The 18,775-nt window shown below is 69.6% G+C and carries 18 protein-coding genes; 8 read left to right on the forward strand and 10 right to left on the reverse strand.

The window, feature by feature from the left end; translation table 11 throughout:
- Positions 1 to 159 precede the first annotated feature (159 nt).
- The 7 genes from V7672_RS04560 to lspA form a co-directional block, all read right to left on the reverse strand.
- Positions 160 to 1,269 (reverse strand): Fic family protein, encoded by a 1,110-nt coding sequence (locus V7672_RS04560; RefSeq protein WP_003169307.1) that lies wholly within the window; start codon positions 1,267 to 1,269, stop codon positions 160 to 162.
- Positions 1,270 to 1,497: 228 nt separating this feature from the next.
- Entirely contained in the window at positions 1,498 to 3,429 is a 1,932-nt protein-coding gene (locus V7672_RS04565) for a cytochrome c/FTR1 family iron permease (protein WP_003169303.1), read from the reverse strand.
- A gap of 163 nt (positions 3,430 to 3,592) precedes the next feature.
- Positions 3,593 to 4,993 (reverse strand): dihydrolipoyl dehydrogenase, encoded by a 1,401-nt coding sequence (gene lpdA / locus V7672_RS04570; RefSeq protein WP_335623498.1) that lies wholly within the window; start codon positions 4,991 to 4,993, stop codon positions 3,593 to 3,595.
- A gap of 72 nt (positions 4,994 to 5,065) precedes the next feature.
- Positions 5,066 to 6,325 (reverse strand): cytochrome P450, encoded by a 1,260-nt coding sequence (locus V7672_RS04575; protein ID WP_054765659.1) that lies wholly within the window; start codon positions 6,323 to 6,325, stop codon positions 5,066 to 5,068.
- Between the two features lie 163 nt (positions 6,326 to 6,488).
- Positions 6,489 to 6,923 (reverse strand): MerR family transcriptional regulator, encoded by a 435-nt coding sequence (locus V7672_RS04580; protein WP_054765660.1) that lies wholly within the window; start codon positions 6,921 to 6,923, stop codon positions 6,489 to 6,491.
- A 54-nt stretch (positions 6,924 to 6,977) separates the two neighbouring features.
- Positions 6,978 to 7,520: an MAPEG family protein gene (locus V7672_RS04585; RefSeq protein ID WP_054765661.1), complete on the reverse strand. Its 543-nt coding sequence runs from the start codon at positions 7,518 to 7,520 to the stop codon at positions 6,978 to 6,980.
- Positions 7,517 to 8,041, reverse strand: coding sequence for a signal peptidase II (gene lspA / locus V7672_RS04590; RefSeq protein ID WP_335623499.1), 525 nt, complete (start codon positions 8,039 to 8,041; stop codon positions 7,517 to 7,519). Before lspA ends, V7672_RS04585 begins: the two co-directional genes overlap by 4 nt.
- A 157-nt stretch (positions 8,042 to 8,198) precedes the next feature.
- On the opposite strand from lspA, the gene V7672_RS04595 reads away from it, so the two are divergent.
- From V7672_RS04595 to V7672_RS04630, 8 genes are all read left to right on the forward strand, one after another.
- Entirely contained in the window at positions 8,199 to 8,849 is a 651-nt protein-coding gene (locus V7672_RS04595) for a cation transporter (RefSeq protein ID WP_054765662.1), read from the forward strand.
- The gene (locus V7672_RS04600) at positions 8,846 to 9,496 is read left to right on the forward strand and encodes a class I SAM-dependent methyltransferase (RefSeq protein ID WP_054765663.1); all 651 of its coding nucleotides are present in this window, start codon (positions 8,846 to 8,848) and stop codon (positions 9,494 to 9,496) included. Before V7672_RS04595 ends, V7672_RS04600 begins: the two co-directional genes overlap by 4 nt.
- Before the next feature lie 68 nt (positions 9,497 to 9,564).
- The gene (locus tag V7672_RS04605) at positions 9,565 to 9,894 is read left to right on the forward strand and encodes a hypothetical protein (RefSeq protein ID WP_066624846.1); all 330 of its coding nucleotides are present in this window, start codon (positions 9,565 to 9,567) and stop codon (positions 9,892 to 9,894) included.
- 53 nt (positions 9,895 to 9,947) lie between these two features.
- Positions 9,948 to 11,204: a TolC family protein gene (locus V7672_RS04610; protein ID WP_054765665.1), complete on the forward strand. Its 1,257-nt coding sequence runs from the start codon at positions 9,948 to 9,950 to the stop codon at positions 11,202 to 11,204.
- Positions 11,204 to 12,391: an efflux RND transporter periplasmic adaptor subunit gene (locus V7672_RS04615; protein ID WP_066624849.1), complete on the forward strand. Its 1,188-nt coding sequence runs from the start codon at positions 11,204 to 11,206 to the stop codon at positions 12,389 to 12,391. Before V7672_RS04610 ends, V7672_RS04615 begins: the two co-directional genes overlap by 1 nt.
- 8 nt (positions 12,392 to 12,399) lie before the next feature.
- Positions 12,400 to 15,621 carry an efflux RND transporter permease subunit gene (locus tag V7672_RS04620; RefSeq protein ID WP_054765667.1) on the forward strand — a complete coding sequence of 1,074 codons (3,222 nt, stop codon included), beginning with the start codon at positions 12,400 to 12,402 and terminating at the stop codon, positions 15,619 to 15,621.
- The gene (locus V7672_RS04625; RefSeq protein WP_054765668.1) at positions 15,621 to 16,220 is read left to right on the forward strand and encodes a cation transporter; all 600 of its coding nucleotides are present in this window, start codon (positions 15,621 to 15,623) and stop codon (positions 16,218 to 16,220) included. Before V7672_RS04620 ends, V7672_RS04625 begins: the two co-directional genes overlap by 1 nt.
- Positions 16,221 to 16,338: 118 nt before the next feature.
- Complete coding sequence (locus tag V7672_RS04630) at positions 16,339 to 17,505, forward strand: acyltransferase family protein (protein WP_191555599.1); 1,167 nt, start codon at positions 16,339 to 16,341, stop codon at positions 17,503 to 17,505.
- Here the strand turns inward: V7672_RS04630 and V7672_RS04635 are convergent.
- From V7672_RS04635 to V7672_RS04645, 3 genes are all read right to left on the reverse strand, one after another.
- A complete protein-coding gene (locus tag V7672_RS04635) occupies positions 17,470 to 17,937 on the reverse strand; it encodes a DUF411 domain-containing protein (RefSeq protein WP_054765670.1) in 468 nt (155 codons plus the stop codon). The genes V7672_RS04630 and V7672_RS04635 overlap by 36 nt on opposite strands.
- Before the next feature lie 30 nt (positions 17,938 to 17,967).
- The gene (locus V7672_RS04640) at positions 17,968 to 18,198 is read right to left on the reverse strand and encodes a hypothetical protein (RefSeq protein WP_054765671.1); all 231 of its coding nucleotides are present in this window, start codon (positions 18,196 to 18,198) and stop codon (positions 17,968 to 17,970) included.
- Between the two features lie 72 nt (positions 18,199 to 18,270).
- Positions 18,271 to 18,471: a hypothetical protein gene (locus V7672_RS04645; protein WP_054765672.1), complete on the reverse strand. Its 201-nt coding sequence runs from the start codon at positions 18,469 to 18,471 to the stop codon at positions 18,271 to 18,273.
- Positions 18,472 to 18,775 lie beyond the last annotated feature (304 nt).

An 18,775-nucleotide genomic window follows, 5' to 3' on the forward strand; every position in this document is an offset into this window, starting at 1 on the left:
CGCGCGCCTGGCAAAGGTGGTAATTCGCCACTTCTGGCGAATTAGGCGGGTTGTTGGCGGTAACTCGCCAGATGTGGCGAATTGCGATCCTCCCTGTTGAGGCTCGGGTCTTGAGCGACCGACCTGGCGAAGTGCCGTGCCGGCGTCGTGCGGTCCCGCCTATCCTCGATCGACCAGCGAATAGCTTGTGCTGCGCCCGCCGCCTTCATCCTTCACGAGGATGCCCCGCCCCACCAGATCGTTGATGTCGCGCAGGGCCGTGTCGGGCGAGGACCTCGTCAGCGCCGCCCATTTGGTCGAGGTGAGCTTGCCTTCGAAGCCGTCGAGCAGCCGGTTGATGACCGTGCTCTGGCGCTCGCTCAACGTCTGACCTGCTAGCGCCTCCCAGAAGCGCGCCTTGCGCATGACATGCGTCAGGGTGGTTTCCGCGCCATCGAACGCGCGATCGAGGCAGCCGAGGAACCAGTCCAGCCAGAGGGACACGTCCAGCGCGCCTTTCTGGGTCGCCTCCAGGGTGGCGTAGTAGTCCTTGCGCTCCAGCCTGATCTGGGCGGACATGCTGTAGAAGCGTTGAGCGCTTTTCTCGGAGCGGGCGAGCGCCATGTCGGCGATCGCCCGCGCGATCCGGCCGTTCCCGTCGTCGAACGGGTGGATGGTCACGAACCACAGGTGGGCGATCGCGGCCTTGAGGACCGGATCCGTCCGCGGCTCGTCATTGAACCAGTCGAGGAACGCCCGCATCTCGTCCTGCAGACGGTCGGCAAGGGGCGCTTCATAGTGCACGCGCTCTCGTCCGAAGGGGCCCGAGACGACCTGCATCGGGCCGGAGCTCTCGTTGCGCCAGGCGCCGACGACGATCCTCGTCATGCCGCTGCGCCCGGTCGGAAACAGGGCGGCGTGCCAGGCGAACAGCCGTTCCTCGGTGAGCGGAGACGCAAAGTTCTGGGTCGCGTCGAGCATCATTTCGACGACGCCTTCGACGTTGCGATCCGCGTCGGCGAGGGCCCCGATATCCATGCCGAGGCGGCGGGCGATGGAGGATCGCACCTGATCCTTGTCGAGCAGCTCGCCTTCGATTTCGCTGGATTTCAGGACATCTTCGGTAAGGGTCTCGAGGACGGCTTCAGCGCGGAGGTCGAAGCCGAGCGTGTGCATCCGGCCAAGCAGAAGGCCCTGGCGATGACGGACGGCTGCGAGGCGATCGGCAAGCGCGTCAGCGCGCCAGTCCAGACGCGGCCAGCCTTCGATCTCATGGATGTATTGCGCCATTCCCCGCACTCCTTGCGGAGAATATGGGCGCTATTCGCCGCAAGAGCAAGGTTATTCTCCGCGCGAAGTGCGGAGAATAGGGCGCCTAATCTCCGCACCAAGGGTGGTCTCCGCACGCTATCGGCTGCGGCCCCGCACCTTGGGTATCCGCGGACTGCGCGGCTATCGGCGCCCAAGCAGCTCCGAAACCCTGCCAACGGGTCGCAGTTGAGGGCCTCAGACGCCCGCTCAAGAGGCTGGGCGCGCGCCTTTCGGCGCCGCATGCCGGGAGAAGCCGACCACGAGGATAGCGATCGTCAGAAGCTGAACGGCGACGCCTTCGACCGTCGGATAAAGACCGAGGATCTCGATGCGGGGGATCCACGCCAGCGGATGGACATCGAGCCAGCCCGCCTCCTGCAGCGCCGCCACCCCCTTGCCGACGAGGACGACCGACAGGATGGCCATCAGGATCGAGCTCAGGGAGAAGAACCGGCCGATCGGGAGGCGCTTGCTGTAGGCCAGCAAGGCCCAGGCCACCACGGCCAGGATCGCCACCGCCGTAAGGGCGCCGGCCAGCATGCCGAGATGGCCGCCCTGGCTCCAGATCGCCGCATAGAACAGGATGGTCTCGAACACCTCGCGGTAGACCACCACGAAGGCCAGCAGGAACAGGAACCAGGCCGACCGTTTCGACAGGGCGTGAGAGAGCTTGTCGCGGATATAGGTCTGCCAGGCGTCGGCGTGCGACTTGCCGTGCATCCAGATGCCGACCGAGACGAGCACGACGGCCGCCAGAAGCGAGCCGAACCCTTCGGTCAGCTCCCGGCTGGCGCCGCTGATGGAGATGAAGAAGGTCGCGGCCGCCCACGTGGCGCCGCCGGCGACCAGCGCGGCCACCCAGCCGCCGTGGACGTAGCGCAGCACCTCGGGACGTTCGGCCTTCCTGAGGAAGGCGATCATCGCCACCACGATGAGGATGGCTTCCAGACCTTCGCGCAGCAGGATGGTGAAGGCGCCGAGGAAGCTGGCGAGATTGTCCGCCTCCTGGGGCGCGAGTGCGCGTTCGGCCGTGTCCAGCAGGGCGTTCGCGCGGGCGACCCGGTCCGCGACCTCCTGGGCCGGCGCGCCCCTGCTGATCGAGACGCGCAGGTCGGTCATGGCCGTCTCGACCCGCCGCAGCAAGGCGCCGTCGCGGGCGCCCAGCGCCGGCTCCATCGGTTCGACGCCGTCGAGATAGGCCGACAGGGCCAGGTCGGTCGCGGCCCTGCGATCGCCCCGGCGATAGGCGGCCTCGCTTTCGGCCAGTCGCGTCCGGGCCAGGGACAGGGTCGATCCCTCGGCGCGGACCGTCGCCTCCGGGTGGCGGCGCAGGTAGGCCGTGACCGCCCGTGCCTTCGTCTCGCCGATCCTTGTCGCCAGCTCGGCCGGCGTCGCCTGGGTGAGGGCGGCCAGGTCCGGGAAGACGGCGCGGATCGCCGGGTCGCTCTCCCAGAGGCGTCGACCTTCGGCGGCTTCGGCGTCGGTGAAGGCGAACCGGCCCACGTAGAAGGCCAGGGCCCAGCGGTCCTCGGCCGGCAGATGGGCGAAGCTGGCCATCGCCGTGCCCTCCAGCCCCTGATCGATGACCTGGTAGAGGCCGAACACGCTGCGCTGACGGGCGCGCTCCACATCCGCGAAGGCGATCGCGGGCGGATCAAGCCCCTCGGCGCCCGGGCCGTCGGCGCGTCCGGTCACGCCATGGCAGACCGAGCATTGCTCGGCATAGAGCGTCGCGCCGCGGGCCAGATCAGGCGGGAACGAAGGCGCCAGCGGGCTCGGATAGGCCGTCAGCACCGCGCCGGCGAGCGCCTTGGCCCGGTCGCCAACGACGCGCGGATCCGCCTTGTCCCTGATGGCCGCCTGCAGGGCCTCGGCGTCGCGGACCAGACCGGCCTTGGCCGGATTCGGCGGCAGGGCGTCCAGGCGGGTCCGGATCTGGCCGCCGAACTCGATCATCTCCCCGTATTCGGCCGGATTGGTCACCTGACCGTCGGCCACCGCGCCGGCGTAGTCGACCGCTACATAGTCGAGCAGCCGCCAGGCGACCTGGGCCTCGGAGGCGGACGGCGTCTGGGCCAGGGCGGGCGCGGCCAGCCCCAGGGCGAACAGCAGGGCAAGCAGACGGAGCAGAGGACGCATGGTCAATCCAGATGTGAACGGCTCGCATTAGCATTCAGGCGGCGACGCTGTCGCGCTTTATTCGCGACGCGGCCGGGCTCGTAGGCGGCTACGGGTCCTCTACGCCCGCCGGGACGCCTCGGCGCCGCGCGGCCAGCCCGGGCAGCCACGCGACGGGCGGTCGTTACAGGTGGATCGTGCGGTCGGCCACAGCCAGGCATGCCTCGCGCAAGGCTTCCGGAAGCGTCGGATGCGCATGGCTCGTCCGCGCCACGTCTTCGGCCGCCGCGCCGAATTGCATGACGGCGACCGCTTCATGGATCAGGCTGCCCGCGTCCGGCCCCAGGATGTGCACGCCGAGAATCCTGTCCGTGCCGGCGTCCGCCAACACCTTGACCAGCCCGTTCTTCTCCAACCGCGCCTTGGCCATGGCGTTTGCCGAGAACGGAAAGCGCCCGACGCGATAGGCCACGCCGGCCGCCTTGAGGTCGTCCTCGGTGCGCCCGACTGAGGCCAGTTCCGGCCAGGTGTAGACGACGGCCGGGATCGTTCCGTAGTCGACATGGCCCGCGGCGCCGGCAAGGCGCTCGGCAAGGGCGATCCCTTCTTCCTCCGCCTTGTGGGCCAGCATGGCGCCGCCGATGACATCGCCGATGGCGTAGACCCCTTCGGCGCTGGTTCGAAAGCCGTCGTCGACCGGAATATAGCCCCTTGGGTCCGGCTTGATGCCGACCGTCTCCAGATCGAGTCCGTCGGTGGCGGGACGTCGGCCAATGGACACGAGCACGACATCGGCCTTGATGGTTCCTCGCGCGCCGTCTCCCATGGGCTCGACCTCAAGGACGACGTCGTCCGCCTCCATTCGCGATCCGACCACCTTGTGCGCCAGGCAGAATTGGAAGCCCTGGGCCTCGAGCACCTTGTGCAGCGCCGTCGACATCTCTGAATCAACGCCGGACGCGATCCGGTCGAGCACCTCGACGACGGTGACCTCGCTGCCGAGACGGCGCCAGACGGAGCCCAGCTCCAGTCCGACATAGCCGCCGCCGATCACCGCCAGATGGCGCGGCGCCGCCGTCAGGCTGAGGGCGCCCGCCGAGGTGACGATCCGCTGCTCGTCGATGGGCAGGTCCGGCAACGTCGCCGCTTTCGGTCCGCTGGCGAGCACGATCGCCTTGCGGACCTGCACCTCGAAGCTGCCGTCCGGGGCGCTCACTTCCACACGGTCGCGCGACAGCAGCCGGCCGCGGCCCTGCAGGCGGGTGACCTTGTTCTTGCGCAGGAGGTAGGCGACCCCTTCACCAAGCTCCGTCACGACCCTGGCCTTGTGCCGCATGACGCCTGCAAGGTCGGCCCGCACATTGTCGACCAGGACGCCGAAAGCCTCGAGATTGCGGGCCATCTCCAGCCGCTCTGTGGCCTGCAGCAGCGCCTTTGACGGAATGCACCCGATGTTCAGGCAGGTTCCACCGAGGAGTTCCCGGTCGTCGATAACCGCCACCGACATGCCGAGCTGGCTCGCCCGGATGGCGCAGGGGTACCCGCCCGGCCCGCCGCCGATTATCACCAGGTCATAGGATGTCATCGAAGCCATCGCGTCAGCCTTCGCTGTAAGTGAAAGAGGGACGAAGGCGCCGGCCACCCGCATGAGCAAACATCAGGCGCCGCCCTCACGCGGGGAAGTCCGACGCGTCATCATTCGGAACCCGCTCCTGGGGAGGGCCGGAAGGCGGCGGAAGTCGATCTCCAGATCCTGAGCCGGCAGCCGGTAGTTCAGGCCGGCGAGCAAGCCGAGGGCCCGCTCCATCAATTCGACGACGATGCTTTCGCCGGGACAACGGTGACCGGTCAGGGCGTTCCCGCCGCCTTGGGGAATCAGGCCGAACGCGTCCCCGGAGCCGTCGATGAAACGCTCTGGCCGGAATTCGTCGGGATCGGTCCAGACGGCAGGATCGTGATTGGAGCCATAGAGATCGAGGATCACCTGCCGACCCACCGGGAAGTCAAGGTTGCGCCAGCGAAACGGCGCGCGCACACGCCCGATCACCGCCGGGAAAAACGGATAAAGGCGTCGCACCTCCTGAACGAAGGCGCGGCGGCGGCCGGCGTCCGCGGTGGCCAGACGGGCCGCCGCGGGGTGCGCCTGCATCGCGTGCGCCACAAACACGATATAGACCGAGGTCGCCACGGTCGGCCTCAGCACATTGGCCAGTTCGACCGCCGCCGTCCGGGCCGCCAACGGTTCGCCATCATCCGCGCTCGCCCAGGCCCAGGCGTAGGCGGCGGTGTCTGGATCCGGCGCCAGTCGTCCGGCGCGAATGCCCTCGATGATCGAGGCCAGCCAGGCGTCGACGCGTCGCCGCGCGTACCTCGACCACAGGTGGCGAGGCCCCCGCGATCCTGCCGCGTCAAACAGCGCCCTGAGGTGACTGACCCGTTTCGCTTCGTCGTCGGGATTCAGCGGCACCCCCGCCCAGCGGCAGACGGCGCGGGTGAGCACCGGCTGCAGGGCGTCGTACAGCACGATCTCTTCCTGGCCAGCCCATTCAACGGCCGCGCGTCGCCATTCCGCCTCGAACAGGTCGCCCAGCCGCGCGATCCGTTCCGGCGACATAAGAGCCATGAACACGCGTTTGCGGGCGCGGTGCGCTTCGCCATCCAGGCCCTGGACGCCGCCTTCGCCGAGCAGTGTGCGTCGGACAGGCGCCGGCATGGCGCCCGCGCGCGAGATGCGGGTCTCGTCGTAGAAGACCTGGGCCGCTTCGCGCCCTCTCAGACAGGCCGTCTCCTTCAGCGCCAGACGGGTCTCGATTGCGTCCGCGCCGGCCTGCTCGAACAGGCGGGAGATGCGCCTGTACGGGTCCGTCAAAAGGGCGAACGTCTGATCGGCGTGTCGCTGTGTCGATCGATGCGCCATCGAAGTCCTCCATGGACGAAGGGAGCGCGACGAGGGCCGCGGGATTACTCAAAACGTCGCGGTGACCCAATGGCTCCTGCATCATCCCGGGCCCGTTCTGACCTTCAGCGCCGACCTGCACGGCGAAGCCGAGGAGCGGTGCAAACCCGGGTCGGGTTCGTCTTCAAACCGGCGCCGAGGGATCGTGCAGGGCTTCGATCACCTTGCAGGCGGACACGCGGCCGCCGGCACATTCCGCCGTCATCCGCGAAAGCTCGCGTTGCAGGGCCCGGAGTCGGGCGATCTTATGCGTCACCTCCGCCAGATGACGTTCGGCGAGGATGCTGGCTTCGGCGCAGGGCCGATCAGGGTGATCGGACAGATCCAGCAGGGAGCGGATCGAGTCCAGATCGAAGCCCAATTGCCGTGCATGCCGAATGAACGACAGGCGGCGTTCCGCCGCGTCGTCATACATCCGCCGGTCGCTGGCGGTGCGCGGGGCGGCGGGAAGCAGGCCGATCTCCTCGTAGAAGCGGATGGTCGGGACCTTGACGCCGGTGGCCGCGGCGAGCTTGCCGATAGGGCGCAGGCCGGACGAGGCCGGGGAGGGCAGGGTCATCGCATCATCTCGCAGCAGCGGGCTGAAGGGCGGCAGGCGCAGGACGGAAAAGGATCATCGGCCCAGCCCCATGAGGACGATGGCGGCGCCGAAGGCGGCGATCGTGGAAGCGCCGGTAAGGGCCATGCCGAAGGCCCTGGCCGCCGCGCCCCGGGCATAACCGTGGGCGAACAACACGCGGCCGATCAGATAGAGGGCGACCAGCACCGGCAGCACGACCATCTCCTCGCCGCGCAGCACGGTGGCGAGCACCAGGTGGGCGCCCACCGCCAGGACCGTCTGCTCCAGGGTGTTCTGAAGCACGGCGGCAGGCACGGCGAGCCTCGAGCTGGGCGCCGCATAGGCGGAACCCGGCCGGTCGGCGTCGGACCGGAACCGGATGCTCGCCACGGCCCTCAAACAACCGGCGAGCCACAGGAAAACGAGGAGGTCCGCCTTCAGGGCGTAGGCCAGCCGATCAGCTGTCGCCATGTCCGGCGCGGCGCCCAGGAGACGTGGCGAAAGCCATAGCCAAGCTGACGCCACCGCCGCAGCGGTGATGAGAATCGCCAACCCCGAACGGACGGCGATCGCCTTCTGTTCGGCGGAAAAGGTCATCGCGCCGCCCGTCCCAGGGTCGACGTCGCCGGGCGGCCGTCCGAGCCCCGGACGGTCAGGAGGAGCAGCGCCACGCCGCAAACAATGGCCGCATCGGCGAGGTTGAAGGTCGGCCAGTGCGCGTCGCCCCAATGAAGATCGATGAAATCCGTCACCGCGCCGGAGCGCAGACGATCGAGCAGGTTCCCGAGCGCTCCACCGGCGATGAGGCTCGCCGCGACCGCCGTGACGGCGCTTCGCGTACGCCAGATCCAGGTCAGCAGGACGCCGATGATCAGGAATGCCACGGCGCTCAGGGCCCATCGTCCCACCGCGCCCGAGTCTGCGAACAGGCCAAAGGTGACGCCGGGATTGAATCCCAAACGCAGCGCGAGGAACGGCGTGAGGTCCACCGGGCTCTCGAGTCGGGTGCGAGCCGCGGCCTTGGCGGCCTGATCCAGAGCGGCGATCAGCATGAAGAACGAGAAGGCGATCGCCCGCATGCGGCTGGGACCGCGTCGCGACGGGTGCATCGTGATCATGAGGCCTCCTGTGGATTTCGTCCGATTGTGCGTCCTCTAGCTACTAGAGGATCAAGTCGGTTCCGCCAAACCGCGTCTTTTTGGGCGAGGCATCCATTTTTGTTCTTGATCCTCGAGCGACTGGAGGATGCATTCTCGTGGTGAAAGGCGGACTTCGATGACTGACTCCCTCTCGTCCCCCGAACCGGCGGCCGCCGGCTGCGGCTGCGGCGCGGCCGTCAAGTTCGACGGCGCCACGCCGGCCTATCGCCGCATCCTGATGGCGGTGATCGCTATCAACGGCGCCGCCTTCCTGGCCATCGCCGGCGGCGCGGCCCTGCAGGGCTCGGCCTCGCTGGGTGCCAACGCCCTCGACTTCCTGGCCGACGCCGCCACCTACGGCATCAGCCTGGCCGTGATCGGGCGCTCGGTCGCCGTGAGATCCGGGGCCGCCATCATCAAGGGCGCCAGCCTCGCGGCGCTGGCGCTGTTCATCCTTGGCTACGCGATCTGGCGGGCGACCTCGGGGGCGCCCCCGGAAGGCGTCGTCATCACCGGCCTGGGCGCCCTGGGCTTTTTCGCCAACGCCCTGGCCGCGCTGCTGCTGGTCCGCCATCGCGAAGGCGACGCCAATGTCCGTTCGGTCTGGCTGTGCACGCGCAACGACCTGATCCAGAGCCTGGTGGTCGCGGCCACGGGCGTGGCCGTCTGGTTGACCGCCTCTCGCTGGCCCGACCTGATCGCCGGCGCGATCCTGGCGGTGGTCTTCCTGCAATCCGGCTGGTCGATCATTCGTCAGTCCCGCGAAGAACTGAAGGCCGCCGCGTGACCGCGAACTTCACCCCCGCGCTCGGCCATACAGCCCTGAGCGGGCTGTATGATCCGGCCATCGCGCTTTTGACCCGGGAACCGCTGTGGCGGAGCCGCCTTCTCGAACAGGTGGCTCCGTCCCCTGGCGAGACGATCATCGATCTTGGATGTGGAACCGGCTCATTCGCGATCGCCATGGCGAACCGGGCGCCGGACGCGCGCATCTTCGGCCTCGATCCCGACGGCGACATCCTCAGGCGGGCCGAGACGAAGACGGCCGCTGCAGGTCAGGCCGTCCGTTTCATCCAGGGGTTTTCGCGCGATGTGGCGGCGCTCCTGGGCGAGGACGCCGCCGACAAGGTGGTCTCCAGCTTGGTCTTCCATCAGCTGCCCATGGCCGAGAAGCGAGCGGGCCTCGCCGCGAGCCTGCGGGCGCTCAAGCCGGGCGGAACGCTGCATGTCGCGGACTACGGCCGCCAGTCGGGTGCGATGCGCGTGCTCTTCCGCCTGGTGCAGTCTCTGGACGGCTACGAAAACACCCAACCGAACGCCGACGGCGTTCTGCCTACGCTGATGGCCGAGGCCGGCTTCACACAGGTTCAAGTGCTCGATGTCATCCCGACCGCCACCGGATCCATCTCTCTGTATCGGGCGGTGCGACGATGAGGCGATTGATGTCGCGGCGCACCGTGTTATGGGACGGCATGGGGTTTCCCTCGACTAGGCATGGGTGGATGGCGGCGCTGCTCGCGTCGTTCCTGGCCCTGTTCGTCCTGGTTTCCGCAGCCGACGCCTTCGCCTGCGCACCCGAGACCGGAAGCTTGCAAGGCCTGGCCGCGTCGGACGTCGTCGCTGTGTCCGATACAGGTCACGGCGAACGCAAGGACGCAGCAGGTCAGGTCGCCTGCGCCCACGGCCATTGCCACCATTGCGGCATTACCGCGCCGCCGGCGATTGACGACATGAGGTCGATGGCCCTCGATCGCGCGCCCTTGGCGCCATCGCTCGATCAGGCGCCGGCCTCCCGGATGCCCGCCGGTCCCATGCGCCCGCCCAGAACCTGACGTGACCTCGCGTTCGCGCGCGCCCTTCACGTCAACCTTCCGGGACATGAGACATGCCATCCCCTATTCGCCGCTTGCCGCCTTTCGCGGTCGGCTGCGCTGTGGTCGCCCTGACGACCGCCTTGACCGGCCCGGCCTGGGCCGATCCCGCGCCATCCTTCCGGACCCTGCTTGAGCGCATAGGGGCCAGCCCCTCCGCGGCCGAGGCCGACGCCTTGCTCGAAGCGGCCGAGGCCCGGGTGCGCCAGGCGCGCGTGCGGCCCAACCCGACCGCCGCCCTCGAGGCGGAGAACGCCTTCGGCAGCGGTCCCTTTTCCGGCTACGACAACGCCGAGACCACGCTCTCGCTCACCCAGGACCTCGAACTGTGGGGCCGGCGCGGCGCCCGGGTCGAGGTGGCGCGGGCGGAGGCCGGAACGGCTTCGCTGCGTCGCGATCAGGCGGTCGTCGACGCCGCCGGACGGCTCGCACTCGCCTACGCCGAAGCGGAAGCCGCCGAGCGGCGCTTCGCCCTGGCCGAGGAGGCGCTCAGCCTGACCATCGCGGACGCCCGCGCCGCCCTGGTGCTCGTGGAGGAGGGACGCGAGCCCATGCTGCGCGGCATCCAGGCCGAGAGCGAGGCGGCGGCGGCCCGCGCGACCCGTGACGAGGCGCAGGCCGAGCGGGACGCGGCGTTCGCCCGCCTGACGGCTGTCGCGATGCTGCCCGCGCCGGTCACCTCGATCGTCGACAGCCTGCTGGACGACGCGCCGACCCGGACGGCCATCGAAGCCGCTCCCGGGGCGCCGGCCGTTCGCGTCGCCGAGGCCGAACGCGAAGCGGCCGAACGGCGGATCGCCGTCGAGCGAGTGCGCGCGCGGCCCGATGTCAGCGCCAGCGTCGGCGTTCGGCGTTACGAAGCCGAGGATGCGACAGCGCTGACCTTCGGCATCAGCATGCCGCTGCCCCTGTTCGACCGGAACCGCGGCAATATCGACGCGGCCCAGGCCGAGTTCCGCGCCGCGGACGCCCGCCTGGCCGGCGCGCGCCAGGAGGCCGAGGCCGACGGTCAGGCCGCGGTCGCCCGGCTGAACGCCTCGGTGAGCCGCGTCGCGGCCGCCGACGCCGGCGTGACCTCATCCGAGGAAGCCTATCGCCTGTCCCGGATCGGCTTCGAGGCCGGCCGCATCTCGCAACTGGAGCTGCGCGGAACCCGCGCCGCCCTCATCACCGCCCGCAACGCCGCCGTCGACGCCCGCCTGGCGCGCGTCCGCGCCGAAATCGATCTCGCGCGCCTGCAAGCGCGCGCACCCTTCGGAGGGGTCCAATAATGCGCAAGCCGCAATCCAACAGAACGCTGCTCATTGGCGGCGTCGCCGCCGTCGTCCTGCTCGGAGGCGGCGGGCTGTTCCTGGCTCTCAATCGCGACGCGCGGCCGGCCGCCGAGGGCGAGGCCGGTCACGCGGAAGAGGAGGGGCACGCGGAAGGCGAGGGCGCCGAGGCCCCCGAAGGCGTCGTGGCGCTCACGGCCGAACAGATCCGCGCCGCCGGCATCGCCGTGGTCGCCGTCGGCGCCGGCGGCGGGTCAGAGACCCGGCTGGCGGGACGCGTCGAGCCCATGGTCGATGCGCGCGCCGCCGTGGCCGCCTCGGTCGGCGGCCGGGTCGAGCGCGTGCTCGTCGCGCCGGGGCAGTCCGTGCGCGCCGGTCAGGCCCTCGCCACATTGGTCAGCGGCGACGCCGCGACCTTCCGCGCCGACGCCGACGCGGCGGTGGCGCAGGCCGAAGCCGCGCGCCAGGCCTATCACCGCGATCGCAACCTGGCCGACCAGGGCGTGGTGGCCCGGCAGGAGGTGGAGACCTCCCGAGCCCAGTCGCTCAGCGCCGAGGCGTCGGCGCGCGCCGCCCGCGCCAGGGCTTCGGCGGCCGGATCGCCAAACGCTTCGGGACGGCTGAGCGTGACCAGCCCGATTTCGGGCGTCGTCACCTCGGTGCAGGTCGGCCCCGGAGGCTTTGTCCCCCAGGGCGGCGTCGTCGCCGAGGTCACCAACCCCGCGCGGATTGAACTGGTCTTCAACGCGCCGCCGGCTCTGGCCGCCCAGGTCCGCGCCGGATCGCGCCTGAGGGCGACCGGGCCCAACGGGGAATTCGAAGCCGTCGTCACCGGCGTGGCGCCCGGCGCCGGCGCCGAGAGCGGCGCGACGATCATTCGCGCCCGGCCGTCGGGCGTGTCGCTGCCGCCGACGGGATCCGCCGTCACCGGCGCCATCGTTACGGGCGATGCCGTCCCCGGCGGCCTGACGGTCCCCAGCGAAGCCGTGCAGACCATCGAAGGCGCGACGGTCGTGTTCGTTCAGGTCCAGGGCGGCTTCCGGGCCGTCCCGGTGCTGGCCGGTCGTCAGGCGGGAGGGCGCACGGAGATCCTGCGCGGCCTCGACGAGGGTGAACGCATCGCCGCCGCCAACGCCTTTCTCTTGAAAGCCGAACTCGCCAAGGGCGAGGCCGGCGATGACGACTGAGGCGCGGCATGTTCAAATCCATCATTGAAGCCTCGGTGCGCTTCCGCTGGTTCGTTGTGTTGGCGACCGCGCTGGTCGCCGCGCTCGGTCTGTTCGAACTGACCAAGCTGCCGATCGACGCCGTTCCGGACATCACCAACCGGCAGGTCCAGATCACCACCGTCGCCCCGGCGCTCGCGCCGGAACAGATCGAGCGGCAGGTCACCTATCCGCTCGAGACGGCCATGGCCGGCATTCCCGGACTGACCAGCACTCGCTCGTTGAGCCGCAACGGCTTCAGCCAGATCACGGTCATCTTCACCGACCAGACGGACATCTATTTCGCGCGCCAGCAGGTGGCCGAACGCCTCGCCCAGGCGCGCGAAAGCATGCCCGAGGGCGTGGAGCCGGCATTGGCGCCGATCACCACCGGCCTCGGCGAGGTCCTGATGTGGACCGTGGACTATCTGCCGTTCAACAGCCGCAACCTCGCCCGGCCGGGACAACCCGGCTGGCAGCCAGGCGGCGTCTACCTGACCCCCGAGGGGGAGCGGTTGACCACGCCCGAGGCGCGCGCCACCTACCTGCGCACTGTTCAGGACTGGATCGTCGCGCCGCAGATGCGGACGACGCCCGGGCTCGCCGGCGTCGACACCATCGGCGGCTATGTGAAGGAATACGCCGTCCGCCCCGACGCCGCCCGCCTGTCAGCGTATGGGCTGGGGCTGGGCGACCTCGTCACGGCCCTGGAGCGGGCCAACACCCAGGCCGGAGCCGGCTACGTCCAGCGCGGCGGCGAGGCGCTGACCGTCCGGACCGACGCCCTGGCCTCCACCGTCGAGGATCTTGCCCAGGCCCCGGTCGTCAACCGGGGCGGCCTGGTGGTGCGCGTCGCCGATGTGGCGACGGTCGAGGTCGGGCAAGCTCCGCGGCTGGGCGGCGCGAGCCGCGATGGCCACGAGTCGGTGCTCGGCACGGCCTTGATGATCGCCGGCGGCAACAGCCGCACCGTGGCCCAGGCCGCCGGAGAGCGCCTCGAGGAGGTGCGCGAGACCCTGCCCCCCGGGATCGAGGCGGTGACCGTGCTCGACCGAAGCGCCCTGGTGAACTCCACCATCGGCACGGTGGCGCGCAATCTGACCGAAGGCGCCCTGCTCGTCATCGTCGTGCTGTTCCTGCTGCTGGGGAACCTGCGGGCGGCGAGCATCACCGCCCTGATGATCCCGATCAGCTTCCTGTTCGCCGTCATCGGCATGAACCGCTTCGGCATCAGCGGAAACCTGATGAGCCTCGGCGCCCTCGACTTCGGCCTGATGGTCGACGGGGCGGTGGTGGTGGTGGAGAATACCCTGCTGATGATGACCCGGCGGCGCGCGGAATTGGGCCGCATGCTCAGCCGTCACGAACGACTGGACGTCGCCATGGCCGCGGCCCGGCAGATGGTGAAGCCGGCCGCCTTCGGCCAGCTGATCATTCTGCTGGTCTTCACCCCCCTGCTGATGCTCGAGGGCGTGGAGGGTAAGACCTTCATTCCCATGGGGGCGACCGTCATGCTCGCCCTGGTCGGCGCCTTCATCTTCTCCTTCACCTTCGTCCCGGCCATGACTGCGCTGCTGGTACGCGACCCGAAAAGCGCCCACCTCGACGCCAACGACCGCGTGCAGGAGCACGAAACCCGCGTCCTGCGCTTCGCCCGCCGCTGGATCCAACCCGCGATCAGCGCCGCCGTAGACAAGCCCCGTGTCGTGCTCGCCTCGGCCCTGGGCGCCTTGGTCGTCGGCAGTCTGGCCTTCGCCACCCTCGGCCGGGAGTTCATTCCCACCCTCGATGAGGGCGATATCGCCATGCAGGCCCTGCGGGTGCCGTCCGCTTCGCTGGACCAGTCCTTGGCTATGCAGATGGCCCTCGAGCGGGTCGTCAAGGCCCAGCCCGAGGTGGAGACGGTGTTCTCGCGCACCGGCACGGCGGAGGCCGCCGTCGATCCCATGCCGCGTAACATCTCCGACAGCGTGATCATCCTCAAGGACCGAGGCGACTGGCCAGACCCGGGCCTCGAAAAGGAGGCGCTCATCGAGCGCATTGAGGAGGCGGTTAGTCAGCAGATCGGCAATAATTTCGAGTTCAGCCAGCCGATCGAACTGCGCTTCAACGAACTGATCTCCGGCGTCCGGACCGATTTGGCGGTGCTGGTCTACGGCGACGACTTCGACACCCTGCAGAGGGTCGGCGAGCAGGTGGCTCGCGCATTGGAGGAAACACCGGGTTCCGCCGACGTTCGAGTGGAACAGGCGTCGGGGTTGCCGACGCTGACGGTCAGCGTCGACCGCTTCGCGGCGGCCAACTACGGCCTGTCGGCGGCGGACGTCTCGGAGGCGGTCTCCACCGCCATCGGCGGAACAGAGGCTGGACGCATCTTCGAAGGGGATCGGCGCTTCGACGTTGTCGTCCGTCTGCCCGAGGCGACCCGCAACGATCCAACCAGCCTGGCCGCCCTGCCGATCGTCTCCTCGACCGGCGTGGTGGTGCCCCTGTCCTCGGTGGCGCGCATCCAGACCGCCGAGGGGCCCAACCAGATCAGCCGCGACAACGGCAGTCGGCGCATGGTGGTGCAGGCCAACGTCCGCGGCCGGGATCTCGGCGGTTTCGTCACGGATGCGCAGACGCGGGTGGAGCGGATCGATCTTCCGCCGGGCGTCCGGCTCGATTGGGGCGGTCAGTTCGAGAATCTCAAGCGCGCCGAACAGCGTCTGGGCCTCGTGGTTCCGATCGTATTCATCCTCATCGGGGTCCTGCTTTTCATGGCCCTCGGCTCATTCGCTGAAGCCGGTCTGGTGTTCGCCTGCGTCCCGCTCGCCTTGGTCGGCGGGGCCCTGGCGCTGCTCTTGCGCGGCATGCCCTTCTCCGTCTCGGCGGCGGTCGGCTTCATCGCCGTCTCGGGGGTGGCGACCCTGAATGGCCTGGTGCTGATGCAGGCCATCCGCGAGCGGCTGACGGCGGGCCTGGCGCCGCGTGAGGCCGCGATCGAAGGGGCGTCCAGCCGCCTGCGGGCGGTTCTGACCACCGCCCTGGTGGCCATCGTGGGCTTTATTCCCATGGCCATCGCCCACGGGGCCGGGGCCGAGGTCCAGAAACCATTGGCCACAGTGGTCATCGGGGGCCTTTTGACGGCGACTGCGTTGACACTGCTGGTGTTGCCCACCTTCGCCGCCAAGGCGGTGAAGCATCGCAAGGCGGAAGGGATCGAGGATTGATGAGCGAACGAGACGAGACGGAAGGCGTCCAGCGCCGCACCCTGCTGGTGGTGTTGATCCTCAACGCCGCCCTGTTTGTAGGGCTCGGGATCGGCGGCTTGCTCGCCGATTCCAGCGCTCTGCTGGCCAATGCCCTGGACAATGCGTCTGACTCCGCCGTCTACCTCATCAGCTTTCTGGCGGTGGGCCGCGCCCTGATCTGGAAGACCCGCGCCGCCCGGGCCTCCGGAATCCTGCTGCTGATCTTCGCTGCGGGCGTCCTGCTGGACGTGCTGAGACGAACGCTGATGGGGACGGAGCCCATAGGCTGGACGATGATGGGCATGGCGGTGGTCGCCGCCATCGTGAACCTGGTGTGCCTGGAACTGATCCGGCGCCAACGCAGCGAGGATGTGAACATGAAGGCCGCCGAGACCTTCAGCTTCAACGATTTCGCCTCCAACGGCGGCATCCTGATCGCGGGTGGCCTGGTCCTGTGGCTGGATCAGTCCTGGCCGGATCTGGTCGTGGGCCTAATCGTGGCCGGCATCGCCGTGAAGGGCGGCGTCGACATCCTCCGCGACTCCCGGGCCGAAACGAGAGCGGGGGAAGAAGCCTGAGTGACGACGGCGGCTACGCCCATGATCACACGGCCGGGGCCAAAGCCCGGGTCGGTGGCGAAGTGAGCGGCCCGCGCTGATAACCATTCCTTGCCCCGTTGCGGACTAGGCTGCGCCCATGGTCCGCAGCGACGCCGCGCCGATGAAGTCCCGCCCACCGCGCATCGCCCGCGGCGGCTGGCTCGACGCGCTCCGCTTCATCGTCGGGGCGCTGATCATCCTCTACCATTTCCGCGAGGCCTCGCCGGTCCCGCTGCCCCAGCTGCATCCGGTGATCGACCGCGGCTATCTGCTCACCGACTTCTTCATCATCGACTCCGGTTACGTCCTGGCGCGCATCTACGGCGACCGGCTCGCCGCCGGTCAGGCGTCGCTGCGCGCCTATGCGCGCCAGCGGCTGCTGCGGGTCATTCCGGCCCACCTCGTCGTCAGCCTTATCCTCGTCGTCCTCGTCGGCGGCGCGGCTCTGGCGGGGATCGCGCCCAGCAACCCGCGCTGGTTCGACTGGTCGCAGCTGCCGGCCCAGGTGCTGCTGCTCCAGGCCTGGGGCGTGCCGGGCGGGCAGGGGTGGAACGCCCCGACCTGGACGCTCTCGGCCCTGATTGCCTGCTACCTCCTGCTGCCCTGGATCTGCCGGGCCCTGTGGCGCTGGCCGCCGATCGCCGTGGTGATCGGCGCGACGCTGCTGGTCGTCGGCGCCGACCTCGCGGCCTCGCTGTGGCTCGGCGATCCGATCTACCGCCTGCCGATGCGCTACGGCGTCCTGCGCGCCTTGCCGCTGTTCCTGCTCGGGGTCGCGGCGGCCTTCTACGGTTCACGCGTCTATGTCGCATCCCGTCTGGCCGGCGCGATCGGGGTCGGCGCCGCCATCGCGCTTGTCATCCTTCAGGCCTTCGGCGCCTTCAGCCTGTTGTCGCTGGGCCTGATGACCGTGATCATCTGGGCCGCCGGGGCCGTATCGGTGCGCAGGCCGTCACGCCTGATCGAACATCTGGCCCTGATGTCGTTCTCGATGTTCCTGACCAATGAGGTCACCCGTATCGTTTGGTTCGGCCTGCTCGACGCCCTGGGCCAGGACGCCCTGTCGTCGGGGGTTCGCTGGGCGCTGTGGTCGATCGGTTTCATCGGCGCCTTCGCGGCCGCGGCGGTGTTCCGCTATGGCTTCGACCGGCCGGTGCAGAGCTGGCTCAACCCGTCGCGCGTCAGGCTGGCGGCTGCGGACAGGAACGCACCCGCGACGCCTCGGGCCTCAGGCGCCGTTGTGGCGGCCGAACACGCGGGTTGAACCATCGTTGAGGATCAGGACGGTCGTATAGGGTTCGCGCCCGGCGGCTTCCATGCCCGGCGAGCCAGCCGGCATGCCGGGGGCGCTCAGCGCCCGGGCGCCGGGGCGTTCGCTGAGCAGCCGGTCGACGTCGCCGGCCGGAACATGGCCCTCGATCGCATAGGGGCCGACGACCGCCGTGTGGCAGGAGGCCAGCCGGTCCGGAACGCCATGTTGCGCCCGGGTCGGCGCGAGATCTTCGCGCTCGACGACCTCGACGGTCCAGCCGGCCTGGCGCATGTGGGCGATCCAGCCGCCGCAGCAGCCGCACCAGGGCGTCTTGTAGGCGGTCATCCGCTTCGGCGGCGCGGCGAGGGCCGGGGCGGCGAAGGCGGCGAGGGACAGGCCGCTCAGGATGGACCGGCGGTCAAGGATGGTCGGAGAACGGTTCATGGCGGTCCTGGGTGACGATGACGCCGCGGCTTAGCCGGGCGTGTGACCTGCGTGCCCGCCGCTCTGCGGCGTTTCGGGAGCGGGCGCCGGAGCCGGGGCGGGTGCGTCCGGAGCCGGGGCCGGAGCGTTCATCTCGTCGCAGCACTCCATGGCGGCGCCGGGGGCCATGTCCTTGCAGCAGGCGCAGGCCTCCGCCGCGAGCACCGCGCCGGCGCTGAGGGCGAGGAAGGCGGCCGCCGCGGCGGCGATCTTGAGGGTCATCGCGGGTCTCCTTGAAATCGAGCCGCCTTGATCGGCCCGCGGGCGTCCGCCGTCAATGGGCGACCCCTGCGGTCAGGTGTCCACCCGTTCGACCGCGACCCAGCGTCCGCCGCGCTTCTCGACCACGAAGCGGGCGGACGTTTCCTCGAAGGCCGGCACGTCGCCGTCCCGGAACCAGATCCACGGGCGCGACCGGCTGTCCGGGCGCACGAAATAGGCGCGGCTGGAGCCGGCGTCCTGCCATTCGATGGTGACGGTCTTGCGGAGGGGCATGGCAAGAACAAAAGCAGAACACGAAGCGGGGTCAAGCCGGCTTCGCGCGCCCGCCGTCGTCATCCACAGGCGCACGCCGGGACGCCGCCCAGAAGGCTAAGGGCTCCGCCCTCGCGCGGGTCAGGGTGAAGCGGCTGCGCCGCCGGACCGGCCGGTCTCCCCGACCTTCCGCGCGGTCATGCTGTTCATTTTCATCATCGTCGTCGGCTTGTGCAGGCCGGGCGATCCCCCTCCGGCCGGTCCGCCCTGGCCCTTGCTACCCCGGTCTCGCCGACGGGCAGGGTTTCAGGCGCGCAGTTCGCGT

This window comes from Brevundimonas sp., assembly GCF_036963785.1.
Lineage (GTDB): Bacteria > Pseudomonadota > Alphaproteobacteria > Caulobacterales > Caulobacteraceae > Brevundimonas.